At 45.3% G+C, this 15,599-nt stretch carries 15 protein-coding genes and 1 pseudogene; 14 read left to right on the plus strand and 2 right to left on the minus strand.

Features of this window, described 5'->3' with window-relative positions:
* Positions 1-4 precede the first annotated feature (4 nt).
* The 10 genes from Q7V21_RS17390 (at position 5) to Q7V21_RS17435 (ending at position 11,044) form a co-directional block, all read left to right on the plus strand.
* The gene (locus Q7V21_RS17390) at positions 5-1,642 is read left to right on the plus strand and encodes a CTP synthase (RefSeq protein WP_304918510.1); all 1,638 of its coding nucleotides are present in this window, start codon (positions 5-7) and stop codon (positions 1,640-1,642) included.
* Positions 1,642-2,478 carry a 3-deoxy-8-phosphooctulonate synthase gene (gene kdsA / locus Q7V21_RS17395; RefSeq protein WP_069296363.1) on the plus strand — a complete coding sequence of 279 codons (837 nt, stop codon included), beginning with the start codon at positions 1,642-1,644 and terminating at the stop codon, positions 2,476-2,478. The genes Q7V21_RS17390 and kdsA overlap by 1 nt, the downstream gene beginning before the upstream one ends.
* A gap of 65 nt (positions 2,479-2,543) precedes the next feature.
* Complete coding sequence (eno, locus tag Q7V21_RS17400) at positions 2,544-3,824, plus strand: phosphopyruvate hydratase (protein WP_304918498.1); 1,281 nt, start codon at positions 2,544-2,546, stop codon at positions 3,822-3,824.
* A 10-nt stretch (positions 3,825-3,834) separates the two neighbouring features.
* Positions 3,835-4,122, plus strand: coding sequence for a cell division protein FtsB (ftsB, locus tag Q7V21_RS17405; protein ID WP_304918499.1), 288 nt, complete (start codon positions 3,835-3,837; stop codon positions 4,120-4,122).
* On the plus strand, positions 4,112-4,822 hold the full coding sequence (gene ispD, locus Q7V21_RS17410; protein ID WP_304918500.1) for a 2-C-methyl-D-erythritol 4-phosphate cytidylyltransferase: 711 nt from the start codon (positions 4,112-4,114) through the stop codon (positions 4,820-4,822). The genes ftsB and ispD overlap by 11 nt, the downstream gene beginning before the upstream one ends.
* Positions 4,819-5,301, plus strand: coding sequence for a 2-C-methyl-D-erythritol 2,4-cyclodiphosphate synthase (gene ispF, locus Q7V21_RS17415; protein WP_304918501.1), 483 nt, complete (start codon positions 4,819-4,821; stop codon positions 5,299-5,301). The genes ispD and ispF overlap by 4 nt, the downstream gene beginning before the upstream one ends.
* A complete protein-coding gene (gene truD / locus Q7V21_RS17420; protein ID WP_304918502.1) occupies positions 5,298-6,380 on the plus strand; it encodes a tRNA pseudouridine(13) synthase TruD in 1,083 nt (360 codons plus the stop codon). Before ispF ends, truD begins: the two co-directional genes overlap by 4 nt.
* 28 nt (positions 6,381-6,408) lie before the next feature.
* Positions 6,409-7,191 (plus strand): thioredoxin family protein, encoded by a 783-nt coding sequence (locus tag Q7V21_RS17425; protein ID WP_304918503.1) that lies wholly within the window; start codon positions 6,409-6,411, stop codon positions 7,189-7,191.
* A gap of 1 nt (position 7,192) precedes the next feature.
* A complete protein-coding gene (gene cysG, locus Q7V21_RS17430) occupies positions 7,193-8,584 on the plus strand; it encodes a siroheme synthase CysG (protein ID WP_304918504.1) in 1,392 nt (463 codons plus the stop codon).
* A gap of 144 nt (positions 8,585-8,728) precedes the next feature.
* Positions 8,729-11,044: a TonB-dependent receptor gene (locus tag Q7V21_RS17435; protein WP_304918505.1), complete on the plus strand. Its 2,316-nt coding sequence runs from the start codon at positions 8,729-8,731 to the stop codon at positions 11,042-11,044.
* A gap of 51 nt (positions 11,045-11,095) precedes the next feature.
* Here Q7V21_RS17435 and nadC read toward each other — a convergent pair whose 3' ends face one another.
* Positions 11,096-11,941: a carboxylating nicotinate-nucleotide diphosphorylase gene (gene nadC, locus Q7V21_RS17440; protein WP_304918506.1), complete on the minus strand. Its 846-nt coding sequence runs from the start codon at positions 11,939-11,941 to the stop codon at positions 11,096-11,098.
* 85 nt (positions 11,942-12,026) lie between these two features.
* Between nadC and ampD the strand changes: the two genes are divergently transcribed.
* Entirely contained in the window at positions 12,027-12,578 is a 552-nt protein-coding gene (gene ampD / locus Q7V21_RS17445) for a 1,6-anhydro-N-acetylmuramyl-L-alanine amidase AmpD (protein ID WP_304918507.1), read from the plus strand.
* Between the two features lie 42 nt (positions 12,579-12,620).
* Here ampD and Q7V21_RS17450 read toward each other — a convergent pair whose 3' ends face one another.
* Positions 12,621-13,244 (minus strand): FKBP-type peptidyl-prolyl cis-trans isomerase, encoded by a 624-nt coding sequence (locus Q7V21_RS17450; protein WP_304918508.1) that lies wholly within the window; start codon positions 13,242-13,244, stop codon positions 12,621-12,623.
* 234 nt (positions 13,245-13,478) lie between these two features.
* Between Q7V21_RS17450 and Q7V21_RS17455 the strand changes: the two genes are divergently transcribed.
* The 3 genes and pseudogenes from Q7V21_RS17455 to sufC form a co-directional block, all read left to right on the plus strand.
* The gene (locus tag Q7V21_RS17455; RefSeq protein ID WP_304918509.1) at positions 13,479-13,967 is read left to right on the plus strand and encodes an SUF system Fe-S cluster assembly regulator; all 489 of its coding nucleotides are present in this window, start codon (positions 13,479-13,481) and stop codon (positions 13,965-13,967) included.
* Entirely contained in the window at positions 13,960-15,408 is a 1,449-nt protein-coding gene (gene sufB / locus Q7V21_RS17460) for a Fe-S cluster assembly protein SufB (RefSeq protein ID WP_069296995.1), read from the plus strand. Before Q7V21_RS17455 ends, sufB begins: the two co-directional genes overlap by 8 nt.
* A gap of 80 nt (positions 15,409-15,488) precedes the next feature.
* Positions 15,489-15,599, plus strand: a pseudogene (sufC, locus tag Q7V21_RS17465) (Fe-S cluster assembly ATPase SufC); the annotation flags it as partial.

Genomic DNA, 15,599 nt, shown 5'->3' on the forward strand with positions numbered 1-15,599 from the left:
TAATATGACTAAATTTATATTTGTCACTGGTGGTGTTGTGTCGTCTCTCGGTAAGGGAATCGCGGCGGCTTCACTGGCAGCGATTCTCGAAGCCCGTGGCCTCAAAGTCACCATGGTTAAACTTGATCCCTACATTAACGTTGATCCAGGCACAATGAGCCCACTGCAACATGGTGAGGTTTTTGTAACGGATGACGGTGCTGAAACCGATTTGGATCTCGGCCATTACGAGCGGTTTATTGATGCCAATATGACCAGCCGTAATAACCATACCACCGGGCAGATTTACGAAAATGTTATTCGTAAAGAACGTCGTGGTGAGTATCTGGGTAACACCGTTCAGGTCATTCCGCATATCACCGATGAAATTAAACGTTGCATCTTTGAAGGTGCTGGCGATGCGGATGTGGCATTGATTGAAATCGGCGGTACCGTCGGTGATATCGAGTCCTTACCGTTTCTGGAAACCATTCGTCAGATGGCGACTGAACTGGGCCGCGACCGGGCGTTGTTTATTCACTTAACGCTGGTTCCATATATCGCTTCTGCCGGTGAAATCAAAACTAAACCAACGCAGCACTCAGTAAAAGAATTACGCACTATCGGTATTCAGCCGGATGTGTTGCTTTGCCGCATGGATCGTCCATTACCGGAATCCGAACGGCGTAAAATTTCGTTATTCACTAACGTTCCAGAAAAATCGGTTATCACTTGTATTGATGTCGACAGCATTTACAAAATCCCGATGGAATTACACAAGCAAGGTCTAGATGACATTGTGGTGAAACAACTGGGACTGGATGCCAAACCGGCCGATCTGAGTCAATGGCAACAGGTTTATGAAAACCTGTCCAACCCTCAGGGTGAAGTGAATATCGCCATGGTCGGTAAATACATGGAGCTGACCGAAGCCTATAAATCACTTTCAGAATCTCTGGTGCATGCCGGTATTCATACTCGCACCAAAGTCAATGTGCATTATGTCGATTCAGAAATGATCGAAAAAACCGGCACAGACTGTATCGCCAATATGGACGCCATTCTGGTGCCGGGCGGATTTGGTAAACGTGGTGTTGAAGGCATGATTTCAACGGCACAATTTGCCCGTGAAAATAATATTCCGTACCTTGGTATTTGTCTGGGCATGCAGGTTGCGGTTATTGAATATGCCCGTCACAAAGCCGGACTGACCAATGCATTCAGTACCGAGTTTGATGCCAATACGCCGCATCCCGTCATCGGTTTAATTACTGAATGGCAAAAGGAAGATGGCAGCGTAGAGCAGCGTGATCATGATTCCGATTTGGGTGGCACCATGCGTTTGGGTGGTTATCCATGCGTTTTGAAACCCGGCTCTCTGGCACAGCAAATTTATGGCGCTGATGAAATCGTTGAACGGCATCGTCATCGTTATGAATTTAATAACAATTACAAACAACAACTGGAACAAGCCGGTTTACTGTTTTCGGGTATGTCCAAAGATAATTCTCTGGCGGAAATGATTGAAATTCCTGGTCATCCGTGGTTTGTCGCCTGTCAGTTCCATCCGGAATTTACGTCGACCCCGAGACATGGCCATCGCCTGTTTGAAGGATTTATCAACGCAGCAATGGCAAATCACAATAAGCGAGGACAGCAGTAATGCAGTTATGTGGTCATGAAGTCGGTGGCAAACAGCCATTATTTTTAATTGCCGGAACCTGTGTCATTGAAAGTGAACAGATGACCATGGATGTTGCAGGGCAGTTAAAAGAGATGACCGATAAACTCGGTATCCCGTTTATCTATAAATCTTCGTTTGATAAAGCCAATCGTACTTCCACTTCAACTTATCGTGGGCCGGGACTTGAAGCTGGTATGGCGATTCTGGAGAAGGTCAAAAAAGAATTTGGTCTGCCGATTCTGACCGATGTACACGAAGATACGCCTTTGGCAGAAGTTGCCAGTGTGGTCGATGTATTACAAACACCGGCATTCTTATGTCGGCAGACGAATTTTATTATTAATGTGGCCAGCCAGGGCTTGCCAGTCAATATTAAAAAAGGCCAGTTCCTGGCACCGTGGGATATGCAGCATGTTGCTGATAAAGCCAAATCTACTGGCAACCAGCAAATCATGTTGTGTGAACGCGGCACCTCATTTGGTTATAACACCTTGATTTCGGATATGCGTGGTTTGCCGACTATGCGTCATATGGGCTGCCCAGTCGTATTTGATGCAACTCATTCGGTACAACAACCTGGCGGTCAAGGTGGTAAAAGTGGCGGCCAAAGACAGTTTGTACCTGTGTTAGCACGATCTGCCGTTGCCGCTGGTATTGCCGGTCTGTTTATGGAAACCCATCCGGACCCGGAAAAAGCATTAAGCGATGGCCCAAATTCATGGCCGTTAGCTAAAATGCAGGCATTACTCGAAACATTGGTCGCTATCGACAAAACAGTTAAACAACAAGACTTTATCGAAGACGCCTATCTGTAATAGATAATTTAAGATCGGAAAAGGATTCTTATCCGGCATCTTCGCCTCATTCATCGGAGAAAATTATGAGCAAAATTATTGATATTCGTGGTCGTGAGATTTTGGATTCTCGTGGCAACCCAACGGTCGAAGCAGACGTTATTCTGGAAAGTGGCGCTATAGGCAGAGCAGCTGTGCCTTCTGGAGCCTCAACTGGTGCGCGCGAAGCGATCGAATTACGTGATGGTGATAAATCACGTTATTTGGGTAAAGGCGTTACCAAAGCCGTTGAAGCAATCAATAATGAATTACGCTCTGCCGTTATCGGCATGGATTGTTTTGAACAATCTGCTCTGGATGACAAATTAATCGCCTGCGATGGCACTGAGAATAAACAACGCCTTGGTGCGAATGCCATTTTAGCGGTTTCGATGGCAACTGCTGTTGCTGCAGCTGCTGAGAAAGGTGTGTCTTTATATCGCTATCTTGGTGGTGACAAAGCAGTCACCTTACCGGTACCGATGATGAATATCATTAACGGTGGTTCGCACGCTGACAACAGTGTGGATTTTCAAGAATTTATGATTGTTCCAGTCGGTGCAAAAAGCTTTAAAGATGCGTTACGCGCCGGCACCGAAATTTTCCACCATTTAAAAATGGTGTTATTGGCTCAGGGTTTGAATACTGCTGTTGGCGATGAAGGTGGTTTTGCTCCTGATCTGTCGTCAAATGAAGCAGCGATGGAACTGATTATGCAAGCCATCACCAATGCCGGATATGAGCCTGGTCGTGATGTGATGATTGCTCTGGATGTGGCCAGTTCCGAGTTTTATAAAGATGGAGCATATCGACTCGAGTCTGAACAGCGCAGCCTGACAGCTGCTGAGTTGACTGATTTATTAGAAAGCTGGTGCAACAAATATCCAATCATCAGTATTGAAGATGGTATGGATGAAAACGACTGGGATGGTTGGAAACTGCTGACCGAACGTTTGGGAGATCGTATTCAGTTGGTCGGAGATGATTTATTTGTGACCAACAGCAAGATCTTGAAACAAGGTATTGAAGCGAAGGTTGCCAACGCAATTTTGATTAAATTAAATCAAATCGGCACATTGAGTGAAACGCTGCATGCGATGAATATGGCCGCTGAAGCTGGCTATAAATCAGTTGCCTCACATCGTAGTGGTGAAACTGAAGATACCTTCATTGCTGATCTGGCCGTTGGCACACAATGTGGACAAATCAAAACCGGCTCATTATCGCGTTCTGATCGTATTGCTAAATACAACCAATTGCTGCGTATTGAAGCGGAGTTGGGTGACGCAGCGGTTTATCCTGGTTTGCAGGCATTTCCATCTAGATGATAATCACTATATGAAAACAGTACTTATCGTACTGACCTTTATATTTGTGATGCTGCAATATCGATTGTGGCTAAGCCATGATGGCTTGCCGGCTTTGTTACGTTTGCATCACACAGTGGAAAAGCAACGAGTTGATAATTCTAAGTTAGAAGAGCGTAACCAGGTGTTAGCTGCCGAGGTTGCCGATCTGAAAAGCGGCCTCGATGCGCTTGAAGAACGGGCTCGTAGTGAACTGGGTATGGTTAAACCTGAAGAAACCTTTTTTCATATAATCGATATACCTGAAAATGAGCGGTAAAGTCTGGGCAGTTGTCCCGGCGGCGGGGATCGGCAGCAGGATGCAGGCCGATCGCCCAAAGCAATATTTATTGTTGAATAATCGTCCGGTTATTTTTCATACCCTGAGTCGACTGGTCAGTCATCCGCAAATTGAGGGTGTTGTGATTGCCTTATCGGCAAATGATCCTTATTGGCCATCGTTGAATTTACCTGCAGATTGGCCGTTATATACCACGATGGGTGGCAATGAGCGAGCGGATTCGGTCAGCAATGCTTTACAGTTTCTACAGAGCCTGACAGATACAAATCCATGGGTATTGGTACATGATGCTGCACGTCCTTGCATCAGGCACAGTGATATTGATGCCATGTTGCAACAACTCGTCAATGATCCTGTTGGTGGCATATTGGGAGTGCCGTTAACTGAAACTGTTAAACGTGTGGATAGCGATAATCATATCGAAGCTACCGTTGATCGCAGCGGATTATGGCGAGCTTCCACACCACAGATGTTCCGCTTAATGGCGTTGTCTGAGGCATTAACTCAGGCCAGACAAGAGAATATCAATGTTACAGATGAAGCCAGCGCAATGGAGTTTATGGGTTTGAACCCTAAAATTGTTGCCGGTCATGCTGACAATATCAAAATTACCTTGCCACAGGATCTGGCATTAGCCGCATTATTTTTACAGCAACAGGAAAGTGGAGAAGCTGCGTGAGAATTGGTCATGGCTATGATGTGCATCGGTTTGCCGAAAATTGTTCCTTAGTTATCGGCGGAGTCACCATACCGCATACTCATGGTCTGGAAGCGCACTCTGATGGTGATGTGCTGATTCATGCAATATGTGATGCCTTGCTTGGCGCGGCTGGCTGGTGGGATATCGGCCATCATTTTCCGGATAATGATATGGCTTATGCCGGTATCGATAGTCGGGTGTTATTGCGTCGGGTTTATGATGATTTGGTGGCTGCTGGTTGGCAGGTTGGCAATGTGGATGCCACTGTGGTGGCACAGGTTCCAAAATTAGCGCCGTATATTCCACAAATGCGTGAGTTGCTGGCCAGTGATCTGCAAATTGATTCGACCGCAATTAATATCAAAGCCACCACCACCGAGAAACTTGGATTTGCAGGCCGCAAGGAAGGTATTGCCGCCCATGCTGTTGCACTTATTAAAAAGGTTGAATCGGTTTGAAACATTTTGATTATATATCATTGCCGCGCCAATCTGACAATGCAGCAACTTGCAGTGGTCAATTACGTGAAAAAGCCGTTTATTTTGAAGTAGAAGAACATCTGCCATTTTCACCGGAAGGCGAAGGTTCGCATGTGTGGTTATACGTGCAGAAAACCGATACCAATACCGATTGGCTGGCACAGGAAATTGCCCGGTTTGCTGGCGTATCTCCGGTTGCAGTGGGTTATGCCGGGCTGAAAGATCGTCATGCCGTGACCTCGCAATGGTTCAGTGTCAATTTACAAGGCTTGCCGGAACCTGACTGGCTGGCGTTTGAAAATGAGCAAATCAAAATTCTTAAAGCGGTTCGGCACAGTAAAAAACTCAAACGCGGCGCGCTGGCTGGTAACCGTTTTCGTTTGCGCTTAACCAATATCACGGGTGATCAAGCCATCTGGGAACAAAATCTGCAAACAATCGCCAAGCAGGGTGTGCCAAATTATTTTGCCGAACAACGCTTTGGCCATTATGGCAATAACCTGAAAAAAGCCGAGCAATGGTTTACTGAAGGCACTGAGCCAAAAAAACGCAATCAACGCAGTATTATTATTTCAGCAGCACGTTCATGGTTGTTTAATCTGGTGCTGGCTGAACGCATCAGTCAAGGTAACTGGAATCAGATGCTGGCTGGAGATGTGATGTTACTGGCTGGAACCCGTGCCAGTTATTTTGTCGCAGAAACCAAAGATGATGTGCTTGAACAACGAATCCAGGAAATGGATATTCATCCTACCGGTCCTCTGTGGGGTAAAGGTGAAGCTATCAGTAAGGGCGAGACGCTAGCCTTGGAGCAATCGGTTTTGGCGGATTGGCAGGATTGGCAGCAACAATTGGAAAAGCTTGGCTTAAGCCAGGAACGTCGTGCACTGCGATTATTTCCTCAAGATTTTAAATGGCAATTTATCAACCAGACCAGTTTACTGTTAGAGTTTGAGCTGGGGCCGGGAAGTTATGCCACGGCTGTGCTGCGCGAACTCGTTGAAATTCAGGATATGTCGCAAAAAATTTCCACAGTATCACCGGGTCTGAATGAATAAAACCGGTTGATCTGAAGGAGGCTGATATATGAAGCTGTCTGTAGATAAACTATTTTGGCTGACATTGGTTTTATTGCCATTAACAGTTCACGCAGAGCGCTGGCATGCCGTTAGTGATACCAAACATACCGCAGTACTGGAATTATTCACCTCAGAAGGCTGTGGCAGTTGCCCACCGGCTGAACGCTGGTTATACCAACAACAGCAAAAAAATACTGAGCTCAATTTTATCGTTTTAGGTTTTCATATTGATTATCTGAATGATCAGAAAGGCTGGGTCGATGCTTTTGCCAAACCAGTGTTTTCTGAAAGACAGAAACAACTGGCGTTATTGAACCGATATCAGACCATCTACACACCGGAATTTGTGTTGAGTGGTGAGTCGTTGCCCAATTGGCGGGAAAACTTGGATGAAGCAGTCAGTTTTCTCAATGAATTTGATGCCCAGGCAAAGATTCGTTTATCAGCCTATCGGATTGATGATGCGTTGATGATCGACAGCCGCAGTCAGGTCATCGGCGAAGAAAACCGCCAATACAGCAAGCTGTATATTGCGATCATTGAAGATGATGTGGTCAGTGAAGTGCGTGGTGGAGATAATGCCGGTAAGACATTTAATCACCAGAATCTGGTGCGGGAATGGTTGGGTCCGTTTGCACTAGAAACTTCTGGAGAAACGTTTATCGAACATCAGGTGAGGCTTATGCCTGACTGGCAACAGGACAAACTGAAACTGGTTGCTCTTATTCAGAATTTATCCGATGGCTATATTTTACAAGCCGTGGAATTACCCTTAACACAACAGAAGTAAGATGGATTATTTACCTATATTTATTGATTTAAAGAATCGTCATTGTCTGGTAGTTGGTGGTGGCGAAATTGCCGCCCGTAAAGCCGGCTTGTTATTAAAAGCACAGTCAACGGTCACCATTATTGCTCCGGAAATTGCCGAGATGTCACGTCAACTATTGGAAGATGCAGACTATCAGGGCAGGGTGCGGTGGATTAACGACAGATTTTCACCAAATTATCTTGATGATCAAATGCTGGTTATTGCAGCTACCGATGATGAGAGTGTGAATCTTGAGGTTTATCAGGCCGCCAAGGCCAAAAAAATACTGGCCAATGTGGCCGATCAACCTGAGATGTGTGACTTTATCCTGCCGTCAGTTTTAGATCGTTCACCTATTGTGGTAGCAATATCCAGCGGCGGACAATCACCCATTCTGGCCAGACAATTACGTGCACGGCTCGAGACCTTGATACCACCGGCTTACAGTAAATTAGGTTTACTGGTGGGGGAGTATCGTGATCGGGTGAAAGCGAAGTTTGGCCAATTGAAACAACGTCGTCGTTTCTGGGAATCAGTTTTACAGGGGCCAGTAGCCGATCATGTATTGGCTGGGCGTGATGAACTCGCCATTAAAACCCTTGAAACCTTAATCGAAGATACGGCAGACAATGCACTGCAACAGGGTGAAGTTTATCTGGTGGGTGCCGGTCCCGGCGATCCGGATCTCTTGACCTTTAAAGCCTTACGTTTAATGCAGCAGGCGGATGTGGTGTTTTACGATCGTCTGGTCAGTAAGGAAGTGCTGGCGTTAGTGCGTAAAGAAGCCGAAATGATTTATGTCGGCAAACAACGGGCATGGCATAGCAAACGGCAGGATGAAATCAACCTGTTATTGCTGCAACATGCTCAGGCCGGTAAACGGGTATTACGTTTAAAAGGTGGTGATCCATTTATATTCGGTCGCGGTGGTGAGGAAATTGCCACATTGGCCGAACAGAAAATTCCTTTCCAGGTTGTCCCCGGCATCACCGCTGCATCCGGCGTCGCTTGCTACTCTGGTATTCCGCTGACACATCGTGATTATTCACAAAGTTGTGTGTTTGTCACCGGCCAATTAAAGGAAGGTGAACTGGATTTGAACTGGCAGGCATTAGTCCAGCCACGCCAAACAGTCGTGGTGTATATGGGCTTGGCTGGACTGGATATTCTTAGCCAACAACTGCAACAACACGGTATGAGAGCGGATATGCCAGCGGCCTTGGTTCAACAGGGAACCACTGAGAATCAAAAGGTATGGGTCAGTACCATTGCGGATCTGCCCGAGTTGGCAAAAAAACAACAACCTGTCGCACCTACGCTACTAATCATTGGCGAAGTTGTAGAGTTACATAATAAACTTGCTTGGTTTTAACAATAAAATCAACGGGTTAATCTTCCCTGTGTGTTTTAGGAAAATTTCCTAATTCTATGTATGAAACGCCATGCTAGCATCGCCCCAGGCTTCATAGAAAGCTCTATAAAAAATAATACAAATTATTAATCTGGGAGATTAAAGATGGCGATTCCATTTCGACGCGGTGTCCTGCCTGCGTTATTAGCAACGGCTTTAAGCCCCGGTCTCAGTTTAGCTGCTGAACCGGATCTGCAACTTGAAAACATCGAAGTCATCAGTCTCACACCATTACATGGTGTGGGGCTGGAGGCAGATAAAATTCCAAGCAATGTTCAAACGGCTACTGCTGAAGAAATTGAGCGGAGTCAAGCGCTGGATATCTCTGATTTTATGAATCAGACGATGGGCAGCGTGAGTGTAAATAATGCGCAAAACAATCCTTTCCAACCTGATTTGAAATTCCGCGGTTTTACTGCTTCTCCATTAGTGGGTAACGCGCAGGGTATTTCGGTTTATCAGGATGGCGTGCGGATCAATGAGCCTTTTGGCGATGCAGTCAATTTTGAGTTGTTGCCTAAATCTGCAATTGCCAGCATGAACATGATGTCAGGTTCAAATCCATTATTTGGTTTGAACACTTTGGGCGGTGCCTTATCGATCCAAACCAAAAATGGCTTTACTCATCCAGGTCATAGTCTGGAAGCCTACACTGGCTCTTTTGGCCGTGATTCCGGCACTATCGAAAGTGGTGGCAGCGATGGCAACTTTGCTTATTTTGTAACCGGTTCTATTACCAAAGAAGACGGCTGGCGGGATTTTTCACCTTCCAGAGTTGAGCAGTTCTTTTCTAACCTAAGCTATCGGAATGAAACCAGCAGCCTGGATTTTGGTATTACAGCGGTTGATAGTGATCTGAATGGTAACGGCGCTTCGCCGATTGAGTTAGTCGCAGATGATCGTAAGGCGGTATTTACCCATCCTGACAATACGCAAAACGAATTGCGTATGTTTACTCTGAATGGCTCGCATTGGGTGAATGACAAGATGATGTTGTCAGCCAATACCTATTATCGTCGTAGTGATCGCAGCACATTTAATGGCGATGGTTCCGAGCTGAGCGTTATCGGTAATCAAGTCGGTGAAGAAGACGATGATAATCCTGGTGTTCTTGATGAGATCTTTATTGACAATGCTGCAGCATATGGCTTTGCCGATGATGATTTTGTTGCATTAAACAATACCAGCAAAACCAAACAAGATAGTTATGGCTTCGGTTTGCAGTCTACTTTTCTGGATAATGTGTTCGGTCGTGACAATCAACTGATTGTTGGTGCGTCTTATGATCGTTCTGATGTTAAGCACTCTTCACAGTCTGAAATCGCCCAATTCACCGATAGCCGTGGAACCAGTGGTACAGGCGTTATCGTTGATGAAACCATTGTGGATGGCAAAATTAATACTGATACTTTCAGTCTGTTCTTTACCAACACCCATTCGTTAACTGAACGTCTTGATTTGACTTTTGGTGGACGTTATAACTGGATTCAGATTGATATTTCCGGAACCAGTGAAGGTGGTGAGCAGGATTTGAATGAAAGCGGTAACAAACACGTATTCAAACGCTTTAATCCGACCGCGGGTTTAACGTATGCCTTGCGCGATAACCTGACTGTTTATGGTAACTATAGCGAATCAAACCGTGCTCCAACACCATCAGAGCTGACTTGTTCCGAAGAAAGTAGCCCATGTTCCTATCCAAATGCGTTTTTGGCTGATCCACCGTTGGATGATGTTGTTGCCAGAACCATTGAAACAGGATTACGTGGTCAAAATGGCAATATGAACTGGAATGCTGGTGTGTTTTATACCCAGTTGAAGGATGATTTGTTCTTCTTCCCGGATGTTGAAGATGAAGTAAATGATCCACGTTTAACATTGGGCAACTTTGACAATATCGACAAAACAGCTCGTGCCGGTCTGGAATTAGGTGTTAATGGTCAGCAGGATAAATTGCTGTGGTTTGCCAACTATTCTTATGTCCGTGCCACCTTCGAAGATTCTTTCCTCTATGCTCGTGAAGTCGACGATGAAGTAGAAACTTTTGAAGTGAAAAAAGGCGATCGTCTGCCGGGCATACCTGAGCATAATATTAAGATTGGTGTTGATTATGCCTTTACCCCCAAATTATCTGTCGGCGCTACAGCCTCATATCACTCAAGCCAGTACTACCGTGGTGATGAAGCAAACGAAGACAAGAAAATCAGCGGTTACGGATTGGTTAATCTGCACGGCCGTTACAAGTTGAACAAAAATGTTCAGTTCTTTGCCAAAGTCGACAACCTGTTTGACAGTGAGTACGAAAACTTTGGTTTATATGGTGAACCGGATGAAGCGCCCGGACTGGATTATGAAGATCCACGCTTTGTTGGTGCCGGAGCGCCAAGAGCTGGCTGGATTGGTTTTAAAATTACCCTTTAATTCTGATCATTCAGATAACGTAAGGCCGCTATATGCGGCCTTACTTTTTTGTTAATCAATAAAGCGCATTGATAGATCCACAGCCTGTAAATCCTTGGTTAATTGTCCGACGGAAATTCTGTCAACACCGGTCTCGGCAATATCACGAATGGTGTCCATATTTACCCCACCTGAAGCTTCTAAAGCTGCTTTGCCGTTAGTAAAACTGACTGCTTCACGTAGCATTTCCAGAGAAAAATTATCCAGTAATATGATATCAGCTGCAGTATTCAGTGCCTGCTCAAGCTCGCTCATGGATTCGACTTCAACTTCAATCGAGACCTGCGGATGCAAAGCTTTAGCCTGGGCCACAGCTGCGGCAATCGATCCTGCTGCAAGGATATGATTTTCTTTGATTAATATTGCATCGTATAAACCAAAACGATGATTAACTCCACCACCGCAACGTACGGCATATTTTTGCCCAAGTCGTAAACCGGGCAAGGTTTTACGGGTGTCCAACAGTTTAACCGGCAGGTCTTTGATGATATCGGCGTAACGTTTGGTTTGGGTTGCGGTACCGGAAAAGGTTTGTAAAAAATTCATGGCGGTACGTTCACCGCTGAGTAAAGCTCTGGCATTGCCTGAAAGCTCGCATATCAGCGCATTTTCTGTGAGCAGATCGGCATCATCAAAAAACCAGTTGATTTGGATAGCGGGATCCAGCTGATGGAATACTTCATTAAACCAATCTTTACCAGATAAAACGGCATTCTGGCGACTCATCAACGTCGCTTTAGCAATAGCGTCAGCTGGAATTAAATCCGCAGTAAGATCCTGCTGCCCGATATCCTCGAGTAATGAAAGTTTGACTTGTGAAGCAATAAAATTGGCGGGGATAAAGTTCTGAATGGTCATAGTCTTTGATGTTCGATTTCAACAGTCGATAGGGTAACTGTTAAAGCTCTGATAATCTATTCTCAAACCCATGTTGGAGTAAAAAGTGATTATCGACAGGCAGAGCGGATGGTTGGATGCGGCAGAGATTTTACCCTCGCCAAATTATGATGATCGTCTAGATGAGAACGATATCAGCGGTATTGTGATCCACAATATCAGTTTACCGCCAGGTCAATTTGGTGGCGGTTGGATTGCAGATTTATTCCTAAATCGGCTAGATCCGAATGCGCATCCGTATTTTGCCGAGATTGCTCAGCTGAAAGTGTCAGCACATTTATTGATTCGGCGTGATGGAAAAATTCAACAGTTTGTCCCGTTTCATAAACGCGCATGGCACGCCGGGGTTTCCTGTTGGGAAGGGCGTGAACGTTGTAATGACTTTACCATCGGTATTGAATTAGAAGGGGATGACGAAACGGCATTTACTGAAGCCCAGTATTCACAGTTAGCAATGGCAAGCAAAGCTTTATTATCGACATATCCATTATTGTCGGAAGCTCGAATTACTGGCCATGAACATATCGCTCCGGGTCGGAAAACTGATCCCGGCCCGCATTTTGACTGGCTGTTTTATAAACAGTTATTACAAGCATAAAAAAGCCGCCCGAAGGCGGCTTCAGGTGATTTTTTATACTTGTTACTGAGTGATCGCAATCAGTTCAATATCAAAAATCAAAGTTTCGTTTGGTCCAATCATTTCACCGGCACCTTGTGGGCCATAAGCCAGGTTACCTGGAATAACGACACGCCATTTAGCGCCTTCTTTCATCATCTTCAGCACTTCCTGCCAACCTTGAATAACACCATTTACTGGGAAGGTTGCTGGTTCACCGCGTTGAATCGAGCTGTCAAAAACAGTACCGTCAATCAAACTGCCTTCATAATGCGCGATAACACGGTCAGTTGCTGTTGGCGTAGCGCCATCACCGGCTTCGATGATTTCGTATTGCAGACCGCTTTCAGTCGTTACAACACCGTCTTTTTTAGCATTTTCTGCCATATAGGCTTTAGACTCTGCCTGCTTTTTGTTCATCAGCGCAGCGAGTTCTTGTGATTTTTTCTGTTGGTATTTACCGATGATTTCTTGGGCTGTTGCCTGATCCATCTGTGGTTGACGACCAGCCATCATATCTGCCACACCTGCACTGAATGCATCCATTTCCAGCTCAACGCCTTCCATCATCATTTGTTGACCGACTTGTATGCCGAAGATATAGCTGAGTTTCTGTTGTTCTGTATCAAGGGTGGCGTTTTCTGCCATTACATTAGCTCCAAATAAAACGGGAAGGAAGGCGAGATATTTCAGTTTCATGTCTTATGACTCTCAAAATTTAATTAAAATATAGGCTGGCGTTGTTTAGTAATCTTATCAGCCGCGAAGTTCGCTCCGCGATTGTCTCATATTTTTCTACTGCTTTCAGACTGAATAGCCGACTAATACACTTGGTTATTCGGTTAATTGATACTATAATGGTATCAATTAGGAGGGCGTGACATGTTACGCATGAGCAAACTGACAGATTATGGCATTGTGCTGATGAGCTACATTGCCGAACACCGCAGCAAGCAGCACAGCGCGCATATGTTATCAGATGCGGTGCACATGCCGCTGCCAACGGTACGTAAAATATTGAAAATGTTATCCGCAAGTGGTCTGTTGACTTCAGAGCGCGGCGTGCAGGGTGGTTATACGTTAAGTGGTGATCCGGTAAATATCTCTGTCGCCCAAATCATCACGGCAATTGAAGGGCCGATTGCGTTAACGGAATGTGTCAGTAACACATCACATTGCGATCAAGAAACACATTGCTCAGTGCAGACAAACTGGAATCAAATCAACAATGCCGTATTCCATGCATTAGATGAGGTCAAGTTAGCCGACATGCTGACACCTTCTTTATCAGCCCCGCGACCAGTTCAATTTTATCCGCCCAACTTCAGGGCAAAAGCAGTTATTTTACAGGATGGTGATCAACATGAATGATCAAACACAACAACTTGAAGCTATAACGCAGAAAGAATACAAAGCTGGCTTTTATACTGATATCGAATCAGACAGCCTGCCACCCGGTCTGAATGAAGACGTGGTGCGCCAGATCTCAAAGATCAAAGGCGAGCCTGAGTTTATGCTGGAATGGCGTTTGAAAGCCTATCGCCACTGGTTAACGATGGATACCCCAGAGTGGGCCCATGTGCATTATCCGGAAATCGATTATCAGGCTGTCAGCTATTATTCTGCTCCGAAGAAAAAAACCGATGGACCGAAAAGTCTGGATGAAGTCGATCCGGAGTTATTGCGTACCTATGAAAAACTCGGTGTGCCTTTGGATGAACGGGCTCGTTTAGCTGGTGTTGCAGTCGATGCGGTTTTTGACAGTGTATCGGTTTCAAATACCTTTAAAGACAAGTTGGCTGAGCAAGGCATCTTGTTTATGCCTATTTCTGAAGCCATTCATGAGCACCCGGAACTGATTAAAAAATATCTGGGCAGTGTGGTTCCTCAGAAAGATAATTACTACGCAGCTTTGAACTCCGCGGTATTTACTGATGGGTCATTTGTTTATATTCCAAAAGGCGTACGTTGTCCGATGGAATTATCAACATATTTCCGTATCAATGCGGCGAATACCGGACAGTTTGAGCGCACTTTGATTATTGCTGATGATGACTCCTATGTGAGTTATCTGGAAGGCTGTACCGCCCCAATGCGTGATGAAAATCAGCTGCATGCGGCGGTGGTCGAATTGGTGGCCATGGATCGTGCGGAAATCAAATACTCCACCGTGCAAAACTGGTATCCCGGTGATGAGAATGGTAAAGGTGGTATCTATAACTTTGTCACCAAGCGCGCTGCCTGCCGTGGTGTAAGCTCAAAAGTCTCCTGGACGCAAGTTGAAACCGGTTCAGCTATTACTTGGAAATATCCCAGTGTGGTATTGCAAGGTGATAATTCTATTGGTGAATTTTATTCGGTCGCTGTCACCAACAATATGCAACAGGCCGATACTGGTACCAAGATGATTCATCTTGGTAAAAACACCAGCTCGACCATTATTTCCAAAGGTATTTCAGCCGGGCGTTCATCGAATGCTTATCGCGGTTTGGTGCGTATCGGACCCAATGCGGAAAATGCACGTAACTACACTGAATGTGATTCGCTGTTGATGGGCGATAAATGTGCGGCGCATACCTTCCCGTACATTGAAGTAAAAAACCCCACTGCCCAGGTTGAGCATGAAGCCTCTACTTCGAAAATCAGTGAAGACCAGCTGTTCTATTGCAAACAGCGCGGCTTGGATGTGGAAGATGCCGTATCGATGATTGTGAATGGTTTCTGCAAACAGGTTATTCGTGAATTACCAATGGAATTTGCGGTTGAAGCACAGAACCTGCTGGGCTTGTCATTAGAAGGCTCAGTTGGTTAAACAACATTCACCTAACAAACACGTGTTAAGCGGGTCAGGCCGCTCAACCAAATAAAAATGAATAGAGAACAATTATGAAAATGTTGGAAATCAAAAATCTACACGCAAAAATTGATGGCAAAGAAATTTTGCGTGGTATCAATTTAACGGTCAATGCGGGCGAAGTGCATGCCATTATGGGGCCAAACGGT

This window comes from Methylophaga sp. (genome assembly GCF_030651745.1).

Excerpts from the sequence above, each read along its gene's own strand:
- nadC (WP_304918506.1), bottom strand. The coding sequence starts at position 11,941 with ATGACCATTCAGAACTTTATCCCCGCCAATTTTATTGCTTCACAAGTC.
- kdsA (WP_069296363.1), top strand. The coding sequence starts at position 1,642 with ATGCAGTTATGTGGTCATGAAGTCGGTGGCAAACAGCCATTATTTTTA.
- Q7V21_RS17450 (WP_304918508.1), bottom strand. The coding sequence starts at position 13,244 with ATGGCAGAAAACGCCACCCTTGATACAGAACAACAGAAACTCAGCTAT.
- Q7V21_RS17435 (WP_304918505.1), top strand. The coding sequence starts at position 8,729 with ATGGCGATTCCATTTCGACGCGGTGTCCTGCCTGCGTTATTAGCAACG.
- Q7V21_RS17390 (WP_304918510.1), top strand. The coding sequence starts at position 5 with ATGACTAAATTTATATTTGTCACTGGTGGTGTTGTGTCGTCTCTCGGT.
- ftsB (WP_304918499.1), top strand. The coding sequence starts at position 3,835 with ATGAAAACAGTACTTATCGTACTGACCTTTATATTTGTGATGCTGCAA.
- ispD (WP_304918500.1), top strand. The coding sequence starts at position 4,112 with ATGAGCGGTAAAGTCTGGGCAGTTGTCCCGGCGGCGGGGATCGGCAGC.
- cysG (WP_304918504.1), top strand. The coding sequence starts at position 7,193 with ATGGATTATTTACCTATATTTATTGATTTAAAGAATCGTCATTGTCTG.
- sufB (WP_069296995.1), top strand. The coding sequence starts at position 13,960 with ATGAATGATCAAACACAACAACTTGAAGCTATAACGCAGAAAGAATAC.
- Q7V21_RS17455 (WP_304918509.1), top strand. The coding sequence starts at position 13,479 with ATGTTACGCATGAGCAAACTGACAGATTATGGCATTGTGCTGATGAGC.
- eno (WP_304918498.1), top strand. The coding sequence starts at position 2,544 with ATGAGCAAAATTATTGATATTCGTGGTCGTGAGATTTTGGATTCTCGT.
- Q7V21_RS17425 (WP_304918503.1), top strand. The coding sequence starts at position 6,409 with ATGAAGCTGTCTGTAGATAAACTATTTTGGCTGACATTGGTTTTATTG.